At 54.8% G+C, this 20165-nt stretch carries 16 protein-coding genes; 2 read left to right on the forward strand and 14 right to left on the reverse strand.

The window, feature by feature from the left end; genetic code table 11:
• The first annotated feature begins 23 nt into the window (after positions 1 to 23).
• Both ACO0LO_RS25605 and ACO0LO_RS25610 read left to right on the forward strand, forming a co-directional pair.
• The gene (locus tag ACO0LO_RS25605) at positions 24 to 2864 is read left to right on the forward strand and encodes a valine--tRNA ligase (RefSeq protein WP_422968762.1); all 2841 of its coding nucleotides are present in this window, start codon (positions 24 to 26) and stop codon (positions 2862 to 2864) included.
• Positions 2865 to 2987: 123 nt separating this feature from the next.
• Entirely contained in the window at positions 2988 to 3452 is a 465-nt protein-coding gene (locus tag ACO0LO_RS25610; protein ID WP_422968764.1) for a DUF2147 domain-containing protein, read from the forward strand.
• 49 nt (positions 3453 to 3501) lie between these two features.
• Here ACO0LO_RS25610 and ACO0LO_RS25615 read toward each other — a convergent pair whose 3' ends face one another.
• From ACO0LO_RS25615 to ACO0LO_RS25680, 14 genes are all read right to left on the reverse strand, one after another.
• A complete protein-coding gene (locus tag ACO0LO_RS25615; RefSeq protein WP_422968766.1) occupies positions 3502 to 4317 on the reverse strand; it encodes a DUF3025 domain-containing protein in 816 nt (271 codons plus the stop codon).
• A 40-nt stretch (positions 4318 to 4357) separates the two neighbouring features.
• Entirely contained in the window at positions 4358 to 5416 is a 1059-nt protein-coding gene (gene pyrC / locus ACO0LO_RS25620; RefSeq protein ID WP_422968768.1) for a dihydroorotase, read from the reverse strand.
• Positions 5417 to 5617: 201 nt separating this feature from the next.
• Positions 5618 to 6343, reverse strand: a complete 726-nt coding sequence (locus ACO0LO_RS25625) for an amino acid ABC transporter ATP-binding protein (RefSeq protein ID WP_422968770.1) — start codon at positions 6341 to 6343, stop codon at positions 5618 to 5620.
• A gap of 73 nt (positions 6344 to 6416) precedes the next feature.
• Positions 6417 to 7109, reverse strand: a complete 693-nt coding sequence (locus tag ACO0LO_RS25630; protein ID WP_422968772.1) for an amino acid ABC transporter permease — start codon at positions 7107 to 7109, stop codon at positions 6417 to 6419.
• A gap of 2 nt (positions 7110 to 7111) precedes the next feature.
• On the reverse strand, positions 7112 to 7864 hold the full coding sequence (locus tag ACO0LO_RS25635; RefSeq protein ID WP_422968774.1) for an amino acid ABC transporter permease: 753 nt from the start codon (positions 7862 to 7864) through the stop codon (positions 7112 to 7114).
• A 205-nt stretch (positions 7865 to 8069) separates the two neighbouring features.
• Complete coding sequence (locus tag ACO0LO_RS25640; protein WP_422968776.1) at positions 8070 to 9017, reverse strand: amino acid ABC transporter substrate-binding protein; 948 nt, start codon at positions 9015 to 9017, stop codon at positions 8070 to 8072.
• Between the two features lie 168 nt (positions 9018 to 9185).
• Positions 9186 to 10079 carry an amino acid ABC transporter substrate-binding protein gene (locus tag ACO0LO_RS25645; RefSeq protein ID WP_422968778.1) on the reverse strand — a complete coding sequence of 298 codons (894 nt, stop codon included), beginning with the start codon at positions 10077 to 10079 and terminating at the stop codon, positions 9186 to 9188.
• A 355-nt stretch (positions 10080 to 10434) separates the two neighbouring features.
• A complete protein-coding gene (locus ACO0LO_RS25650; protein WP_422968780.1) occupies positions 10435 to 11721 on the reverse strand; it encodes a Glu/Leu/Phe/Val family dehydrogenase in 1287 nt (428 codons plus the stop codon).
• A 572-nt stretch (positions 11722 to 12293) separates the two neighbouring features.
• Complete coding sequence (locus tag ACO0LO_RS25655) at positions 12294 to 13055, reverse strand: outer envelope protein (RefSeq protein ID WP_422968820.1); 762 nt, start codon at positions 13053 to 13055, stop codon at positions 12294 to 12296.
• A gap of 751 nt (positions 13056 to 13806) precedes the next feature.
• Entirely contained in the window at positions 13807 to 14727 is a 921-nt protein-coding gene (locus ACO0LO_RS25660; RefSeq protein ID WP_422968782.1) for a LysR family transcriptional regulator, read from the reverse strand.
• Between the two features lie 364 nt (positions 14728 to 15091).
• Positions 15092 to 16198 carry an S-(hydroxymethyl)glutathione dehydrogenase/class III alcohol dehydrogenase gene (locus ACO0LO_RS25665; protein ID WP_422968784.1) on the reverse strand — a complete coding sequence of 369 codons (1107 nt, stop codon included), beginning with the start codon at positions 16196 to 16198 and terminating at the stop codon, positions 15092 to 15094.
• A gap of 69 nt (positions 16199 to 16267) precedes the next feature.
• Entirely contained in the window at positions 16268 to 17686 is a 1419-nt protein-coding gene (locus ACO0LO_RS25670) for a nucleobase:cation symporter-2 family protein (RefSeq protein WP_422968786.1), read from the reverse strand.
• Between the two features lie 35 nt (positions 17687 to 17721).
• Positions 17722 to 18369: a glutathione S-transferase family protein gene (locus tag ACO0LO_RS25675; RefSeq protein WP_422968788.1), complete on the reverse strand. Its 648-nt coding sequence runs from the start codon at positions 18367 to 18369 to the stop codon at positions 17722 to 17724.
• Between the two features lie 11 nt (positions 18370 to 18380).
• Complete coding sequence (locus ACO0LO_RS25680; RefSeq protein ID WP_422968790.1) at positions 18381 to 20138, reverse strand: Rieske 2Fe-2S domain-containing protein; 1758 nt, start codon at positions 20136 to 20138, stop codon at positions 18381 to 18383.
• Between the last annotated feature and the right edge of the window lie 27 nt (positions 20139 to 20165).

Consider the following 20165-nt stretch of genomic DNA (forward strand, 5'->3'; position numbering starts at 1 on the left):
TACCTCATCACCAACGACACATTATGGAATTAGCCAAGTCTTTCGAGCCTGCAGAAATAGAACAATACTGGCGCAGCGAGTGGGAAAAGCGCGGATATTTCACCGCCACCATGGACGCCGCCAAACCGTCTTTCAGCATACAGTTGCCGCCGCCGAACGTCACCGGTACGCTGCACATGGGCCATGCGTTCAACCAGACCATCATGGATGGCCTGACGCGCTACTACCGCATGCGCGGTCATAACACGGCATGGATACCCGGCACCGACCATGCGGGCATCGCGACCCAGATCGTCGTCGAGCGCCAACTGGATGCGCAAAAAATCTCGCGCCATGACCTGGGCCGTGAAAAATTCCTGGAAAAAGTGTGGGAATGGAAGGAAAAATCAGGCTCCACGATCACCGGCCAGATGCGTCGCATGGGCGCCTCCGCCGACTGGCAGCGTGAATATTTCACGATGGATGCGCCGCGCTCCAAGGTGGTGACCGAAGTATTCGTCCGCCTCGCAGAGCAGGGCCTGATCTACCGCGGCAAGCGGCTCGTGAACTGGGACCCGGTGCTGGGCACTGCGGTATCCGACCTGGAAGTGCAGTCGGAAGAAGAAGATGGTTCGATGTGGTTCATCCGCTATCCGCTGGCGGATGGCAGCGGTAGCATCACCGTCGCCACCACGCGTCCTGAAACCATGCTGGGCGACGTTGCCGTGGCGGTGGACCCGACCGATGAGCGCTATGCGCACCTGGTTGGCAAGATGCTCAAGCTGCCTTTGTCCGACCGCGAAATTCCCATCATCAAGGATGAATACGTCGACAAGGAATTCGGCACCGGCTGCGTGAAGATCACGCCTGCGCATGACTTTAACGATTATGCGATAGGCCAGCGCCATAACCTGGAAAAAATCAGCATCCTGACGCTGGAAGCGAAGATCAGCGACCAGGCCCCGGCCAAGTATCAGGGCCTGGACCGCTTCGTTGCCCGCAAACAGATCGTGGCCGACCTCGATGCACTGGGCCTGCTGGAACAGGTCAAGCCGCACAAGCTACAAGTGCCGCGAGGCGACCGCACCGGTGTCGTGCTGGAACCGATGCTGACGGATCAGTGGTTCATGGCAATGAGCAAGCCGGCGCCGGAAGGTACTTTTTCCCCCGGCAAATCCATCGCCGAAGTGGCGCTGGAAAAAGTCGCCAGCGGCGAAATCAAATTTGTCCCTGAAAACTGGAGCACCACCTACAATCAGTGGCTCAACAATATCCAGGACTGGTGCGTGTCGCGCCAGCTGTGGTGGGGTCACCAGATCCCGGCATGGTACGGCGATGACGGTCAGGTATTCGTGGCGCGCAATGCAGAGGAAGCAAAAGCCAAGGCTGCCGCGCAAGGCTACAACGGCGAACTGAAACGCGATGACGACGTACTGGACACCTGGTTCTCCTCCGCGCTGGTGCCTTTCTCCACGCTGGGCTGGCCCGATGAAACGCCGGACCTGAAGCTGTTCATGCCGTCTTCGGTGCTGGTTACCGGTTTCGACATCATTTTCTTCTGGGTAGCGCGCATGGTCATGATGACTGCGCACTTCACCGGCAAGGTGCCGTTCGATACCGTGTATGTGCACGGGCTGGTGCGCGATTCCAGCGGCCAGAAGATGTCCAAGTCCAAAGGCAATACGCTGGACCCTATCGACCTGATCGACGGCATCACCGTGGACGAACTGGTTGCCAAGCGCACCACCGGCCTGATGAACCCGAAAGACGCGACGAAGATAGAAAAAGCCACGCGCAAGGAATTTGCCGACGGCATTACCGCCTACGGCACCGACGCGCTGCGCTTCACGATGGCGAGTTATGCATCACTGGGCCGCAACATCAACTTCGACCTGGGCCGCTGCGAAGGCTACCGCAACTTCTGCAACAAGCTGTGGAATGCGACCCGCTTCGTGCTGATGAATACCGAAGGCAAGGATTGCGGACTGGAAGAGCATTCGGCAGAAGTATGCGCCGCCGGCACCTACCTGGATTTCTCGCAGGCAGACCGCTGGATAGTCTCTACGCTGCAGCGCACGGAAGCCGATATCGCCAAGGGTTTTGCCGACTACCGCTTCGACAATATCGCCTCCAGCATCTACAAGTTTGTCTGGGATGAATATTGCGACTGGTACCTGGAAGTAGCCAAGGTACAGATACAGCACGGCAGCGAAGCACAGCAGCGCGCCACACGCCGCACCTTGCTGCGCGTACTTGAAACCACGCTGCGTCTGGCGCATCCGGTGATCCCTTTCATCACGGAAGCACTGTGGCAAACCGTCGCGCCGCTGTCTGGCCGCAAGATCGACCCGGCCGGCGACTCCATCATGCGCCAGGCGTATCCGGTGTCGCAACCGGAGAAAATCGACGAGCAGGCAGAAGGCTGGATGTCTGCATTGAAAGCGATGACGGACGCTTGCCGCAACCTGCGCGGCGAGATGCAGTTGTCGCCTGCCGTACGCGTGCCTTTGCTGCTGCAGGCCGCCAATGCGGAAGACAAGCTGAGGATGCAGGCCTTTGCCCCTTATCTGCAGGCGCTGGCTAAATTGTCCGAAGTACAGGTGCTGGATGCCTTGCCGGAATCTCCGGCGCCGGTATCGGTGGTCGGCGATGCAAAGATGATGCTGAAGGTGGAAATCGACGTTGCCGCGGAGCGCGAGCGCCTGAGCAAGGAAATTGCCCGCCTGGACGCCGAAATTGCCAAGGCGCAAGCGAAGCTGGGCAACGAGGGGTTTGTCGCTCGTGCTCCGGCTGCCGTAGTCGCTCAAGAGAAAGAACGTGTGGCAGGCTTCTCTGCAACGCTGGAAAAATTGCGCGAGCAGTTTGCCAAGCTGCCCGCAGCCTGAATGCCGGCAGGCTGAGCTCCTGATCCGCACCGCTTATTAAAGCAGGTACTCTAAAAAATTGTACGCGGCATAAGTTTCTGCCGCGTACAATCGTTTTCAGGATCAATAAAAGAAGGAGACACCATGAAACGACTAGCAAAAAAATGCGCATTCTTCACCTTATCCGCGCTGACGCTGTGCGCCTACGTCGCCCATGCGGAAGATGCTGCTTCTACTCCAGTGGGCCTGTGGAAGAGCATAGACGACAAATCGGGTAAGCCGAAAGCGCTGATACGCATTACCGAATCCGGCGGCGAACTGCAGGGCAAGATAGAGAAGCTGTTCACCGAACCCGATGCAGACAAGAATCCGAAATGCGATCAGTGCAGCGGCGCCAACAAGGATCAGCCCATCATCGGCATGACCATTCTGTCCGGCCTGAAAAAAGACGGCGATGAATATTCCGGCGGCAAGATTCTCGACCCCTCCAACGGCAAGCTATATAACAGCAAGCTGAGCGTCATTGAAAACAACAAGAAATTGAATGTGCGCGGCTACATAGGCGCACCTTTGTTTGGCCGCACGCAGACCTGGGTGCGGGAACAATAAGCGGAAGCAATAAGCGGAAGCAAACTGGGGAGCCTCAGGCTCCCTTTTTTTACGTCCTGGCGGCTGTATCCCGCGCGCCTCGCCGAGGCCTGAAAACCTGCGTATCGGCATAGAATACTTCATCCTGCTGCGGCCACCAGCCCGGTACGCCTAGTACCGGCAGGGGCGTGTAATCGGCCGTAGTCAGGCTACGCGAAGCCAGTTGCCGCGCCACCAGGCAATCCACATGGTCGCGCCGGTCCTGCTCTCCCATATCGAAATATTCCTGCCCGACGCTGACAACCCAGGCATGCGCAGTAATTGCCTTATAGGGCTGCACCAGCTTTTCCATCAATGCATGGCCAAACGCCCAGACCTCGCACTGCGTACCAAACAAGCCGCGCTGCCCAATGAAAGCCTGCTGCCACTGATGATTGCGCAAGGAAGCAACCAGCCCCAATCCCTGATCGCTGCCGCGCACTACCAGCAAGGCGGCATTCTCATCGAAGATCGTGGCGGCATCCCGCGCCGCGCCGCGTGACTTACCTATGCCCAGACTGGCAATCTGCGCCGCCTGCAAGGCATTCAGCTGCGCCTTGATCCGTGGAAAACTCAGCCAGACCAGCGCATTGAAAAAATCATGCAGGTTTTCCCGCGTGGGCACCTGGCCGGTTTCACTGATGAAGGCTTCGTAGGCGGCGCCTTCCGGCAAGGCTTCTTGCGCGACAAAACGGATCGCCTGCTGCCGGTGATTCAACAGCGGCAGTGTACCGGCCTCGGCGTTGATCTGCGCGCGCCAGCCGTCAGTTGCAGTGATGACGCGGCGCGCAGCAGGCAACACCGGCGCATACCAGCCTTGCTGCCAGGCTATGCCGTCGTAGAACATGGGGCTTTGCCCGGCACGGAAAGTAACGAAGACATCGGCATCAGGCCTGGCTGGAAATGAATTTCCAGTCTATGCTCTCGCCGCCATTCAAAGGCACGATGGTCGTGTCCGCCAGCGGTAATTCGGCCGGCAGCGTCCAGGTCTCGCGCCTCAGCGTAATCGTTCCCGTATTACGCGGCAGGCTATAAAATGCCGGGCCGTTCAGGCTGGCAAACGCTTCCAGCTTGTGCAGTGCATCAGCCTGGTCGAACGCCTGTGCATACAGCTCCATCGCATGCAGCGCGGTGTAGCAGCCGGCACAGCCGCATGCGTGCTCTTTCAAGCCCTTGGGATGCGGCGCCGAATCGGTGCCAAGGAAGAAACGGGTACTGTCGGAGGTGGCCGCCTTGACCAGCGCCTGCCTGTGGGTTTCACGCTTCAATACCGGCAGGCAGTAGTAGTGCGGACGTATGCCGCCCTTGAAGATTTCGTTGCGGTTGTACAGCAGATGGTGCGCAGTAATCGTCGCGGCAACCGGGCCTTCTGCTTCGGCCACATACTGTGCTGCATCACTGGTCGTGATGTGCTCAAACACGACTTTCAGTTCCGGCATGTCGCGGCGCAGCGGCTTCATCACCTTGTCGATGAAAACCGCTTCGCGGTCGAAAATATCGATTGCTGAATCGGTTACCTCGCCGTGGACCAGGAAAGGCATGCCCACTTCCTGCATCGCTTCCAGCGTCTTGTAACACTTCGTCAGGTCTGTCACGCCGGCATCGGAATTGGTGGTGGCGCCGGCCGGATAAAGCTTTACCGCGTGTACAAAGCCGCTGGCCTTGGCGCGGCGTATTTCTTCCGGCGGTGTGTTGTCGGTCAGATACAGCGTCATCAGCGGTTCAAACGTGGAACCTTGCGGCAAGGCCGCCAGGATGCGCTGGCGGTAAGCGGCGGCCTGCTCGGTTGTCGTCACCGGCGGCTTCAGGTTGGGCATGATGATCGCGCGCGCGAACTGGTGCGCGGTATGCGGCAGCACGCTGGCCAGCGCGGCGCCATCGCGCACATGCAGGTGCCAGTCGTCCGGGCGGATGAGGGTGAGTTCTTGTTTGGCGGTATCGGTCATGGCGGCTATCGTTTCTGTTCTCAATGGCGAATAGCCGACATTTTACCTTTACTGCCGCGGAAGGCGCGAATTCCCGTGCCGTCGATGCTGCGCTTGCCCTATATCACGCTGGATTCAGCTGGATATCGGCCAATATTGCATAAAAAACTCCCGCCACTCTGCAGCGGCGGGAGTTTTTGAAAACAGCGTCCGAAAACCCGTTTAGTGGATGATCTTGGCGAGGAAATCTTTTGCACGGTCTGAGCGGGTCGCATTAAAGAATTCGTCCTTGGCGCAATCTTCGACGATGAGGCCCTTGTCCATGAACACAATACGGTTGGCAACCTTTTTCGCAAACCCCATTTCATGCGTAACGACCATCATCGTCATGCCTTCTTGTGCAAGGCCAACCATGACGTCCAGCACTTCATTGATCATTTCCGGATCAAGCGCCGAAGTCGGTTCGTCGAACAGCATGGCGATCGGATCCATCGACAGGGCGCGGGCAATTGCCACGCGCTGCTGCTGGCCGCCGGACAACTGGCCGGGGAATTTATCTTTCTGCGCGATCAGGCCGACGCGGTCCAGATATTTAAGGCCCCTTTCAGTCGCCTCATCCTCACTGCGTCCCAATACCTTGACCTGGCCTATCGTCAGGTTCTGGCGGATAGACAGATGCGGGAACAGCTCAAAATTCTGGAACACCATGCCAATGCGCGCGCGCAGTTTGGACAGGTTGGTCTTAGGGTCGCCGACCGAAACGCCGTCCACGCTAATATCGCCCTTCTGGAACGGCTCCAGGCCGTTGACAGTCTTGATCAGTGTCGACTTACCGGAACCGGAAGGCCCGCACACCACCACCACCTCACCTTTGGACACCTGTGTAGTGCAATCCGTCAATACTTGAAACTGGCCGTACCATTTGCTGACATTATTAATTTTGATCATGTAATTCTCCAGAATACTTTATAGGTATGCATGCCTGCGGCGCCGGAGGCAAGCCGCAAGACGTATGGATTCATCAGCGAATAATCGCCACTTTTTGCTGTAATTTTTTCACCAGTGAAGACAGGCTGAAACACAGGATGAAATACACCACCGCGACAAATAAATACATTTCCACCAGCCTGTTGTCACGCTGCGCGATCTTGACGGCAGCACCGAAGAAATCGGTGATCGACAGTACCGACACCAGCGAAACGTCCTGGAACAGCACGATGGTCTGCGTCAGCAGCACCGGTATCATATTGCGGAAAGCCTGCGGCAATACTACATTGCCCATGGTCTGCCAGTAATTCATGCCCAGTGCATAACCGGCCGAAACCTGCCCGCGTGGGATGGACTGGATGCCGGAACGCATGATCTCGCAGTAATAGGCTGCTTCAAACATGACGAAAGTAATCAGGCAGGAAAACAGCGCGCCAACCTGTATGGGCTCATTGGCTCCTATCACCCAGGCGCCAATATACGGCACCAGGAAATAAAACCAGAAAATAACCAGCAGCAGCGGTACGGAACGCATCAGGTTGACGTAGGCCGTCGCAATAAAGGAAATGTATTTATTGCTGGACAGGCGCATCATTGCCAGAAGCGTGCCGAGCACAATGCCGCCTGCCATGGAAATCAGCGTCAGCTTGACGGTGAATGCAAGGCCGACCGTAAACAGGTAGTACCAGGTCCGCTGAATGACATCAAAATCAAAATTGGCAAACATGATTAGTGGCCTCCGGTATTGGTAGTGCCGGAAGTAATGAATCCGGGAACGGCGGTTTTCTTCTCAAGCAGGTTGGACATCAGGATCGCAAATGCAGACACGACCAGATAAATCAGCGTGGCAGCGGAAAATGCCTCAAATACCTGGAATGAAAATTCCTGCATTGAGCGAGCGCGAGCCATCAGTTCCAGCAAGCCTATACTCAAGGCTACCGAGCTGTTCTTGATGATCGCCGCAACTTCATTGGTCAATGAAGGGATGATGATGCGGAAGGCCATCGGCAGCAGTACATAGCGGTAAGTCTGCGGCAAGGTCAGCCCCAGTGCAGTGCCGGCCATCCTCTGGCCGCGCGGTATCGCATTGATACCGGTAGAAACCTGCACCGCAACGCGGGCGGAAGTAAAAAAGCCCAGGCTCAGCACGGCAGTGATGAAGGAGACATTCGGCGCGGCCTTGAGCCAGTCGCCCATCGCTGTCGGCAGGATCTCGGGCAGTACGTAGTACCACAAGAACATCTGCACAATCAGCGGGATATTGCGGAATAATTCGATATAAGCGTTGGACAGGCGCACGCCCCATTTATTCGGTGCGGTGCGCACGGTGCCGATAATACCGCCCAGTATCAGCGCCATGATCCATGCCAGGATCGCTGTTGCGAGCGTCCATTCTATCCCCGAGATCAGGGTGTCCATATAAGTGCCGCCGCCATCCGGCGCACTTTCCCAGAAAATCTGCCAATTCCAATGGTAATTCATAGCTTCCCTCTCCATAACCAGTCCGTCATCAGCGAACTTACCTTCAGGCTGGCATTTTTTTGGCCCTGCTGCACTGCTGTTACCGAGCCTAAGAAGTTTCTATGACAGAAAACCCCGTGCCCAAAAATTGTGCAACGCAGCAAATCTAAGTCTATAAAACAAAACGGGAGGCCAGGAGCCCCCCGTTTCATCATCGTTCTATGAATTATTTCTTTTTCTTCAATACCGCTTTTTGTGCCTCAGGCACTGCGGCATAAGCGGAAGGCTCGCCGGAGTCGGTAGGCTTGGCAATCACTGCCTTGAACTGGTCGGAAATAGGCCAGTTCAGCGCAATGCCTTTTGGAGGAATCGGCTGCAGGAACCATTTATGGTAGATGCGGTTGATGTCGCCGGAGGTCAGGACATTGCCGATTGCGGTATCGACCGCTTTCTTGAATGCAGGATCATCCTTGCGCAGCATGATGCCGTACGGTTCTACCGACAACGCTTCCTTGCTGATTTCATATTCAGCAGGGTTTTTGGAGTTCGCTGCCAGCGAAGCCAGCAGGATATCGTCCATCACAAAGGCGGCAGCGCGGCCGGTTTCCACCATCAGGAAAGCTTCAGCATGATCTTTGGCCGGCATGATGTTGATACCCAGGTTCTGGTCGGCATTCAGTGTTGTCAGCTGCTTCAGGTTCGATGTACCGGAAGTGGAAACAACCGTCTTGCCTTTCAGGTCCGTCAAGGTTTTGATGTTGGACGATTTTTTCGACAGGATACGGTTGGCAGTAACGAAAGTAGTCGGCGCAAAAGCAACTTGCTTCTGGCGCTCTACGTTATTGGTTGTGGAGCCGCATTCCAGATCCACGGTGCCGTTCGCCATCAGCGGGATACGGGTCGCGGAAGTAACCGGGTTCATCACCACTTTCAGGCTGGACAGGCCCAGCTGTTTTTGCACCGCTGTCACAATCTTCAGGCACAGGTCGATGGAATAGCCTTGATAGGATTGCTTATCATCGAGATAAGAAAAAGGAATGGAGGAATCACGCACACCGAGCGTGATCGTGCCTGTTTCCTTGATCTTTTTCAGCGTGCCGGTTTCCTGCGCCTGCGCTGCACCTGCGAGAACGCCGGCGCTGACCAGAACGGCTAATACTTTCGATAATTTCATACAATCTCCAAAAATTGAACCAAAAAAGGGAATGTCCCAAGTTTACCAAAACATCTAAGCTATAAATGATTTTTTTTGCTTATTTGATACGTGTTACTACTTACAAAAAACCCTAAAATCCGGCATTTACCGATCAAAATAATCACAAAATGACAATATCACCCAAACTCAGTCGGCCACCTTGTCTGACGGGAAACGTACTGTGTCGCGCAACAGGAAGCCCATGGGCATATTCAGGTTGACGCCCTTCGGCGGAATCGGGCTCCTGAACCATTTGTCATACAGCTTGACGAACTCGCCTTCATTCATCATCCGGGCAATTTCCTTGTCTGCAATCGCCTTGAAAGCGGGATCGTCCTTGCGCACGATCATTGCATAAGGCTCCGTCGACAAGCCGTCGCCGACGATAGCAAACTTGCTGGGGTCCTTGGCGTTTGCCCTCTGCCCGTACAGCAGCACATCATCCATGGGAAAGGCATCGGCCTGGAAAGACTCCACCATCGCGAATGAAGAATCATGGTCGCCCGCCTCTGTCAGCTTCAGTCCCAGTGCACGGACTTTGTCCCTGTCGTTGAGCAGCTTGACGCTGGTGGTGCCCTTGGTAGTGACGACCTTCTTGTCTTTCAGGTCGGGCCAGTTCTTGATGCCGGAATCGGTGCGCACCAGCATGCGCGCGGTGGCAAAAAAGTGGGGAATGGTAAACGCAACCTGCTTGCGGCGGTCGGCATTATTGGTGGTGGAGCCACATTCTATGTCGGCCTTGCCGTCGATGATCGCAGGCAGGCGGGTAGAGCCGTTGACCTGCAGGTAGTTGATCGTCAACTGCGGCAATTTCAATTCTTTTTTAACCGCTTCGGCGATCTTCAGGCAGATATCGACCGCATAGCCGATAGGTTTTTTATTTTCGGACAAATACGAAAACGGCACCGAGGCTTCGCGGTGTGCAATGGTGATGGTCTGGGTTTCCCTGATGTGACTCAGCGTATCGGCGAAAGACGACGAAGCCCCCATGCCAAGCAGGCACAATACACTTGCATTGAGCGTCGATTGTAATCGCTTCATTTCGTCTCCTCGTTCCAGCGGTCAGCTGGTAAAAATTTACCAGCGATCAAACATAACATCATTAGAACCCATTTAGTGCTGCGATGAATTCAAAAATTACTTTCTTTTGCAAGAGATTCTTCGGAAGTCCTTCGCTTCCCTCATGCAGATTCAATATAGGACAGCCTGTTTGCCAAGACCCCGATGATGGTCCTTGCAAGAAACAAGCCAACATAGCACCGCTATCAAAGCCGTCATCGCAAACGACCACCCGTAGCGGAATAAGCCACGGGTGGTCTTCGTTTTTGACTGCTACCTGAAAACAGTCTGATCGCAGTCCGGAGGCGGCGGTTTCAGCTCCCGGGCTGCCTGTGCATCAGGGGTACAGCCCACGCACTTCGCGCGCCTGCAGCACCCGTGAACAGCCTACAATAAATGCCGCAGTGCGCAGGGATACCTTTTTCTCTTCGGTGATCTGCCATACCGCGTTGAATGCTTCTTTCATGATGCGTGTCAGGCGCAGGTTGATTTCGTCTTCGGTCCAGAAATAGCTGGAAAAATCCTGCACCCACTCAAAATAACTGACCGTCACGCCGCCGGCATTGGCGATCACGTCAGGCACGACCAGCGCGCCCCTGTCGCGCAAAATATCATCTGCCTTCGGCGTCGTCGGCCCGTTTGCACCTTCCAGAATAATGCTTGCACGGATTTTGTGCGCATTTTTCTCGGTGATCTGCTGCTCCAGCGCGGCAGGAATCAGGATATCGCAATCCACGCCCCAGAAATCGTCACCGACCAACACCGCTTCCGAGCCGGCAAAGCCGGCTACGCTGCCGGTTTCGGCGACGTGCGCCAGCAGCTGGTTAACGTCCAGGCCGTTCGGATGGTAGACAGAACTCAGGTGATCCTGCACCGCAACCACTTTGGCGCCGGCGTCTGCAAACAGGCGGGCTGCTATGCCGCCCACGTTGCCGAAACCCTGTACCGCGATTTTCGCGCCCTCTATCCGCAGGCCGCGCTTGGCAGCTGCCTCGCAGCCGACCACGAACACGCCGCGGCCGGTGGCTTCACGGCGTCCCAGGCTACCGCCCAGAGAAATCGGCTTGCCGGTGACCACGCCGGTTGCAGTGCGGCCTTCGTTCATGGAATAGGTATCCATCATCCAGGCCATCGTCTGTTCGTTGGTGTTGACGTCCGGCGCCGGAATATCTTTGTCCGGCCCGATGATGATGCCGATTTCGCTGGTATAACGACGCGTCATGCGCATCAGCTCGCCGCGCGACAAGGTCTTGGGATCGACGCGGATGCCGCCCTTGGCGCCGCCGTAGGGAACGTTGACTGCGGAATTTTTGATCGTCATCCAGGCAGACAGGGCCATCACTTCCGACAATGTCACATCCTGGTGGAAACGCACGCCGCCCTTACCCGGGCCACGCGACGTGTTGTGCTGTACGCGGTAGCCTTCAAAGTGGGAAATGCTGCCGTCATCACGCTCGATGGGCACGTCGACGACGAGGATGCGCTTGGGGCGCTTCAGGGTTTCAACCCAGCGCGACAAATGCCCGAGGTAGGGGGTAACGCGATCGATCTGCTCCAGGTAAACTGCCCAGGGACCGACCTCATTCTGGGTAAGATAAGACGGTATCTCGTGTTGGGTGGACATGGTATGGCCTCCTTTTCGTTTCAGTTAAGGGAGCGCCGAGAAAATGCCGCGATGGTCAGACCAGGCTTGATGCGGCCACCGCTTTTTTGCTGACATCTTTTGCAAAATACACTGCTTGCTTTGCGGCCCGCCTCAATCCCGTCGATCCGCTGCTACCTTGCTCAGTGCCCCGAAGATGCAATGCAAAAAAATAGTCAAAAGTGCGAATTACCGGTCAGGTGACGCATAGTAGCCAACAGCTATTTTTGCCGCTAATGCTTTGTTTGCATGTATCTATGCAATAAAAACATAACATTGAAAATTTATTTACTGATTCAAATGCAGCAGTAAAAGTCATTTACAGACAGATTTACCTGCTCTTTTTTTACCTCCGTTTCCCTCTTCTCATGCGCCTGCTACACACCCGTTTTATAGCTTCCGTGCAGCATAGACACTGCATGTCTCGGTCCCGCTCCAGAAGTAACAAACTATAGATCTTGCATTTTTTGGTGACTGCCTTTTTATCGCTCGAAAGCCAAAATTATAAGCCGCGGCGGCGCCTGCATTATAGTGACGCCCCGCGTGTGCAGTATTTAGAAGTGATATTCCGCGTGGATCATTGGTGTCTTGGCCAGTGAGCCAGGGACGTTAGATGGATTGCCGAATTTGTTTCGCCAGTACTGATATTCCAGACCTACGCGAAAAACATTCTTCCCCATGGCCAGTTGCGGACCTAGGTCATACATCACCTGGCCATCGAAGTTGAGTTCAGGGCTTGTCGGGCCGCCGAATTCATTGGTGCCGCGGGACCCGATGTAATTCAAGTATCCTTCAAAGGCCAGAGGGGTCGCTCCTAACGGAATACCCCATACCAGGTTCAGCATGGCGTGCGTTTTATAGGTGTATCTGCTGGTCACGCCGATAGGCTGATTACTCTCCTGTACAGCAAATACGCTGACATTGAGGAAGCCCGGCACGTCCATCATCAATGTGGGGCCGATGGCCAGCAACCGTTTTTTGGAGGCGTAGCTGAGATCGTTCTTGGTATTCCAGTCAAAACCGAAACTCAATCCAAGATCGCGCACCGGGCCGAATTTGAAATCCCTGCCTGCAATCTTGGCAAAGTCCAGCGTATGGCGGTAGACCACATATGCTTCCTGCGCGCTATCGTCCTTGCGGTCTGACATCAGAAGATCGACGTCGAAATAATTACTGCCGTATTTGTAGCCGCTCACATGGGTGAAATTAATAACGTTCTTTGTAATGTCCTGGCTATTGTACGGCTCAGCGAACTTGGTACCGTAGCGGTAGCCGATGGAATCGTCGCTCCAGTCGGCAGCGCCTGCCTGCTGCATGCAGGCAAGCGCCGACCACGCAATGATGCCGCACGCAACGCGGAAGATTTTTGAATTCTGATGAATGCCACCTGTTGTTGCCAGATGTTGGACGAATGTCCGAACGATTTTATGCATGGGGTCTCCTCTATTTATTATGTCCATCCTTTCATAGGGTGGATGTCAGATTCGTGGAACCGCCACGCCGGTTAAATTGTTTAAATCAATCAAAATCCGGGACCACAAGGCAGGCCTTCCCTTGAAATAAATCTCAACGAAATACCGGGTGAAAAATTACGGGGTTCATCCGCTGTACGGTGGATACCAGTTAAGTTGCGAGCGCCGTAAGAGTCTTTCGTCTCGCGGCAGGCTGCGGCTCATTCAGAACAATTTTGATTTTTCTTCTTATTCCTGATCCCGCCCTATCGCTGTAACGTGGAACAATCATAAGGAGGACAAGGGATATCTGACAAACGACTATGCTTCATTGGAGGTATGAACGACTCTCATTGGCTTTTTTCAGCCTATTAAGGTATAAATTTCGCCTCCTAATAGGTTGCGCAGACAGGAGTCACCCTCAACTTTTGAAAAGCTTGCAGGAAAAAATGGAAGGAAGGATATGGATTGCACGATCTGCAATCAAAGGTGAAGATGGTCGCAGAACACTACAGGCAAACCTGGTAGGTGACGGTACTGGGCACGCCCTCTAGTGCGTATGTCGAAGCCTGCTGTTCGATCCTATGCTCAAGCGGCTGAAACACCAGCGTACAGACTATCCAGCCTGATCGCTACGAATTTCTTCGGCCACCGCCGCGATCTCATTGCGTAACCAACGGTGTGCCTGGTCGGCGTGATGGCGTTCGTGCCACACCGACGACACGGTAAAGCTGGCCTCCTCCACCGGCGGCTCAAGTACCTGTAACGGTAGTTCCTTAGCAATGCGGCGCGCTGTCAGCTCGGCAATTGTGCCTATCAGATTGGATTCTGCAACAAGCCGATACGCCAGCAGGAAATGTGGAACAGTCACTGAGGTCTTGCTACGGATGCCGTATTTTTCATACAGACCATCCACCGCCTCTTTTACCGCGCCATGATTGCTGCTAATCCGTAAGTGCCTGCCGCTGCGGAACTGTTCAAGCGACAGGCTACCGTTGATATCCGGATGTCCAATGCGCACAATTGCCTTGAGCTTATCGGTAAAAAGTTGGCGGACGTGGAAGTTCGGCGGCGCCGTCTCTTCGTTCCACAGGATCAGATCGATCTCACCGTTTCTCAGCAATGCAAGATCGTCCTGGGGTCGCAGCGGACGGATATTCAACTCAAGCTCAGGGGCGACTTCGCTCAGGCGCTTGACCAGAGCCGGCAGCAATATAAAGCCGATGTAATCCGTGGTAGCGATGCGAAACATGCCATCGAATCGGGCAGGATCAAACGCATCGGCAGGCCGCATCAGCGCCACCATGGCGTCCAGCGTTTCCTGCAATGGAGAGGCTAGTTCCAATGCGCGCGGCGTCGGCATCACGCCTCGCCCGGCCAATACGAATAAAGGATCGCGAAACATCTCCCGCAGCCGGCTGAGCGTGTGGCTGACTGCAGACTGCGTCATGTTAAGCTCATGTGCCGCGCGCGTTACATTGCACTCCTTGAGCAGAGTAGCAAACACCTGTAGCGACTTCAGATCGACATTCTGCATCCGACTCCTTCCTTCGCTCGACGGCCCCGCTACCGGACTAAGCCTGGCGGCGAAACAACCTTCAGTAAAGATCAATATAAATAATAATACCCCCTATCGAAGCGAAGAAGAGACCGAGCAATCGTTTCAACTCAGAATTTGATATCTGGTACTCAAAAAACCGCCTGGAGAGGATAATTCACAACAATCGGAGCTAGCCCTCGACAGCTCAGACCGGCCAGACAAAACAATACAGCCGCCGGGCCAAGCCTGGCCCCGGCGGCTAAAACAACGAAAAACGAATCGGCAATCCAATCTCGCTTGACGCACGCCGATAAAATCCTTGTGTCCCACCAAAGGAAGCGTGCTCGCTGATCAGCTACATTCAGTAAATCACCACCGAACGGATCGACTCTCCGCTTTTCATCAGATCAAATCCCTCGTTGATTCGCTCCAGCGACAAGCGATGCGTGATCAGATCATCGATGTTCAACTTGCCTTCCATATACCAGTCAACAATCTTGGGTACATCGGTGCGGCCTCGCGCTCCGCCAAATGCCGATCCTTTCCAGACCCGGCCAGTCACCAGTTGGAACGGCCGGGTGCTGATTTCCTGGCCCCCGGCAGCAACACCGATCACAATTGACTGCCCCCAGCCCTTGTGGCAGCACTCAAGCGCCTGGCGCATGGTACGAACATTGCCTATACATTCAAAGCTGTAGTCAGCACCGCCGTCGGTGAGGCCGACAATGGCATCGACGACATTGTCCACTTCTTTTGCATTGATGAAGTCGGTCATACCGAACTTGCGTGCCATGTCCTCGCGCGCCGGATTGATGTCAACGCCGATGATCTTGTTGGCACCGACCATGCGCGCGGCCTGGATCACGTTCAGGCCGATGCCACCCAAACCGAATACGACTACATTGGCGCCCGCCTCCACCTTGGCGGTAAACAGTACAGCACCGACACCGGTGGTCACTCCGCAACCGATGTAGCAGACCTTGTCGAACGGCGCATCTTCGCGAATCTTGGCCAGAGCTATTTCCGGAACAACGATGTAGTTGGAAAAAGTCGACGTACCCATGTAATGCAATATTGGTTGGCCGTTGATGGAAAAACGACTCGTGGCATCCGGCATCAGCCCACGCCCTTGGGTGGAGCGAATGGACTGACAGAGATTGGTTTTCTGCGACAGGCAAAATTTGCACTGGCGACATTCCGGCGTATAAAGCGGGATTACATGATCGTCCTTCTTCAGGCTCTTGACGCCGGGACCGACATCAACCACCACACCGGCCCCCTCGTGACCCAGAATGGCGGGAAACAGGCCTTCAGGGTCAGCTCCCGACAGCGTGTAGTAATCGGTGTGGCAGATGCCGGTTGCTTTCAGCTCCACTAGCACTTCCCCCTCTTTAGGGCCAAGGATATCGACCATTTCTATGGTCAGCGGGGCGCCGGCTTTCCAAGCGACTGCGGCTTTTGTTTTCATACTTTTACTCCGGAGAATCAGTTAAATAAATCGGTTTAGATAATTCAGTTTAATGACGCCAGGCGCCTGTCAATGAACCGCAGGGATGGCAGCAGCATTCCGTGATGCTTTCTGGTCCTGCTGCAAGCTGTCGCCATGCTGCTTCTGATCCTGCTCCTGATTCTGATCCTGCTGCAAGCCGTTGAACAGGATATTCAGCAATACGGCGGAGATTGCCGCCAGCACAATGCCGCTTTGCAGTAATGGCGCAAGTTCGGTAGGAAATTTATCAAAATACGTTTTGGAGAAAGCGGGAATCATCCCTATCCCGACGCTGATGGCCACAGTAAATCCGTTGAGTGGATTATTAGTGAAATCAACATGGCTGAGCATCTTGATGCCGCTGACGGCGATCATTCCAAACATGATCATGCCGACCCCGCCCAATACAAATACAGGCACAGATGCCACGACCGCCGACAGTTTGGGAATGAGCGCCAGCAAGATCAGGAACACGCCACCCATCCCGCAGACCCAGCGGCTGCGTACACCGGTCACTTCGAGCAAACCCACATTTTCCGAATACGAGCTATAAGGGAAAATATTGAAAATCGCACCGACTACAGAACCCAGGCCATCAGCCCGGAAGCCGCGTACGAGATCCTGGTGCGTCATTTTCTTGTCGGTCATCTTTCCCACGGCCATGAATACGCCCGCGGTCTCGATCACGTTGACCAGCATCACGATGGTCATACTGAGAATAGACCAGAAGTCGAATTTGAAAGCGCCGAAATGAAAGGGGGTGACAAGGCCGAACCATGGCGCTTCACTCACGCCGCTGAAGCCCACCTTGCCTAGTATCAAGCTGACCGCCACTCCAAAACCGATGCCCAGCAGTACGGAAACGTTATTCAGAAAACCGCGTGTATATTTTGCCGCCAGCAAAATAAATATCAGTACCGCAAACGCCACCCCGATGAACAGGGGGCTACCAAATTCAGGATTGCCGAATCCCCCGCCTGACCAGACCACACTGATTTCCATCAGCGACACACCGATAGACAGCAGTATCGTTCCGACAACCACTTCGGGGAAAAAGCGCAGCATCTTCGCAATAATGGGTGCGATCAAAATGACGATAATGCCCGCCACCAGCATGGCACCGAATACCCCGGGCAATCCCAAGCCGGGCTTGACGCCGATAGCGATCATTGCGCCGATACCGGTAAACGATACGCCCATCACGATCGGCAGCTTGACTCCGAACCAGCGTATGCCCACAGTCTGCACAATCGTAATCAGACCGGAAACGAACAGATCCGCGCTGATCAGGAAAGCGATCTCGCTTTTGGATAAATTCAGTGCGCCGCCGATGATCAGCGGCACCGCAATTGCCGCCGCATACATCACCAGCACGTGCTGAAAACCCAGGATGGCGAGACGCCCCATGGGTGGCACTTCATCCGCGGAACTGCGGGACCCGCTAGGGCTATAACGTTTGTTACCCATCGTACGTCTCCAGTATAGTTTTATTTCTTTTATATTTAGGCAGCCTGATCGGCCGCTGTCTCAAAAATGCCGGACATGACAATGAAACCCGGCAAGCGTTTTACCCGGTCGGTCCAACGCCGTATTGCCGGGTAGTCCATCAACGAGATGCCACCCTCGTCTGATAGCATCACATAGGGAAAGCAGGCAATATCGGCAATGGTCGGGTGATCTCCCCGGCAGATCCAGCCGCTTTCTTCGCGTTCGGAAAACCATAACTGCTCATCGAGAATATGGAAAAGCGCATGCGCGCCGGCACGCGCCTGGTCTCCATTCAAGTCATAGCGCATCAGGTCGTGCAGGCGCGCCGCTGAGGCAGTGCCTGTGATGCCGTCGGCGAACGCCAGCCACATATTGACCTCCGCCAATGCGTGCGGATCGTCGGTAGGGTACCAGCGCCCTTCCGAGTCGTACCGAGCTGCCAGGTAGGTCAGGATGGCCTGTGCATCACGCATGACGAAGCCATCATCGTCAAGAGCAGGTAGCTGGCCGAGTGGATTGATTGCGAGAAATGCATCGCTCTTGTGCTCCTTGCCTGGAAAGAATTCGACCCCGATCTTCTTGTAGGTCAGGCCCAGGATATTCATAAATAAACGTAATTTGTAGCAATTTCCCGACAGTTCATAGTCGTACAGCGTGATCATGTATAAATCCCTTACAGGTCGAGAACAAGAAGCTCAGAACGGCTACGCGATACGCAAGGCATCAGACAACGGCGGCTATTTTTTTCTTCATCATTGAGATAGACGTCGCGATGTTCAGGGTCACCTTCCAGTACCTCGATTCGACAGGTGCCACATACACCCTGCTCGCACGAGGTATTGATTGCCACGCCACGGACTTTCAGCGCGTCGGACAAACTAAGGCCGGGTGGCACAGAAAATTCGATACCGTTCGATTGCAACCTGACGCGGAACGCTTTATCCGAGTCATGCGAAACTTCGTTGGCGAATAATTCAAAGTGAATGCGCGTTTTCGAAATACCACGTTGATCTGCACGAGCAGTCACCAGATCAATCAAAGGACGCGGCCCGCACACATAAATATGATGTTCCGCTCCCGCATCGATAAGCGCAGCGTCTATCGCATCCGCTACCGCGCCAGCCTCAAGGCCAGTGTGCAGCTTTACTTCATCAAGATCAGCAAGACGATCAGTGAAAGCGACATGCTCGCTACCTCTGACGAAATAGTGAAGCACGCAAGGCAGATCTGCGCTTTTTAACGCGGCCCCCATTGCCAGGATGGGTGTAATGCCGATACCCCCTGCAATCAACACGCCGCCCTCGCCGGATATCAGAGAAAAGTGATTTTTCGGCCTCGATACCGTGAGGCTGTCTCCGACCCGCAGCGATTCATGCAAAGAGCGCGACCCGCCGCGCGAAGCTGGTTCCAGCTTTACGCCGATGACGAGATGATTTCTCTCGGAGGGAGTATTGATCAGCGAATACTGGCGGACAAAACCGCTTGGCGTATAGACATCAATATGCGCGCCGGCCTCAAAGTTCAGTTCTGCGCCTTCCGGCACTGCGAGCTCAAACGCGACAATACCCTCGGCGGCCTGCCAGCGTTTGGCCACTGTTGTACGTAGTACGGACTCCTTGCCTCCAGGTGCATTCTGTACGGTATGTTGAAGAATGGGGATAACCCTTGGTTTAGCCGTGGATTCTGGCAGCGCCATGCGTATGGCTTGTTCTTGATGGCTTTCCGCACGGCGACGTACTATCGTCAGAAGACGGTTACACCAACGCAGCGCATCACGCTCTTTCATTCCTTCCAGGTTCGTAGAGCCATGCACGATAGTTTTGGCCTGATCTGCAGGCTGCAGCCAAAAGCGCAACTCTCGCTTGCCTGATTCAGCGCGCCAGGAAATATCCATTCCTTCATCGCTGCGCGACAAGACGCTTGAACCTGGAACGGCGTCTACGTCGTGGTCCGCAAAGCGCCCCAATTCTTCGGCCACGACATCAATGCAGGCATTGACAACCAGGCTTCGCAAGGGCAGCGGCAAGGGTTCAATTACCGCTGCGGCCCCAACCAAGGCCTCCGCATCTGGCACATTTGATGCGTCTATCTTGGCCCATACGTAACCGTTCTCCTCCCTCACCGCAAATGTCCGTGCACAAAGGCTTGCGGGCGGTGCCATGTCGCTCATGGCAGGAATGAAAATGCATCGTCCGTCGCCGCTCTGGTATTGCCAGCCGTGATATTGGCACCGCAATTTCTTCCCCGTGTTCACACCCAGCGTGAAACGAACACTGCGATGCGGGCAACGGTTTTCCCAAGCGTTGACACGGTCGTCGTCCGCGCGCCACAACGCCAGTTCGATCCCATGCAACTGGCTTTGAAAGACGTGGCGCATCGGCAGCTCGTCGGAGCGCGCCAACGGATACCATCTATTTTCCATCCTATTCATCAAGTCATCCTATTGTGTATTTTTTGC

It is taken from the genome of Undibacterium sp. TJN25 (assembly GCF_049339885.1).
In the GTDB taxonomy this organism is placed as follows: Bacteria; Pseudomonadota; Gammaproteobacteria; order Burkholderiales; family Burkholderiaceae_D; genus Undibacterium.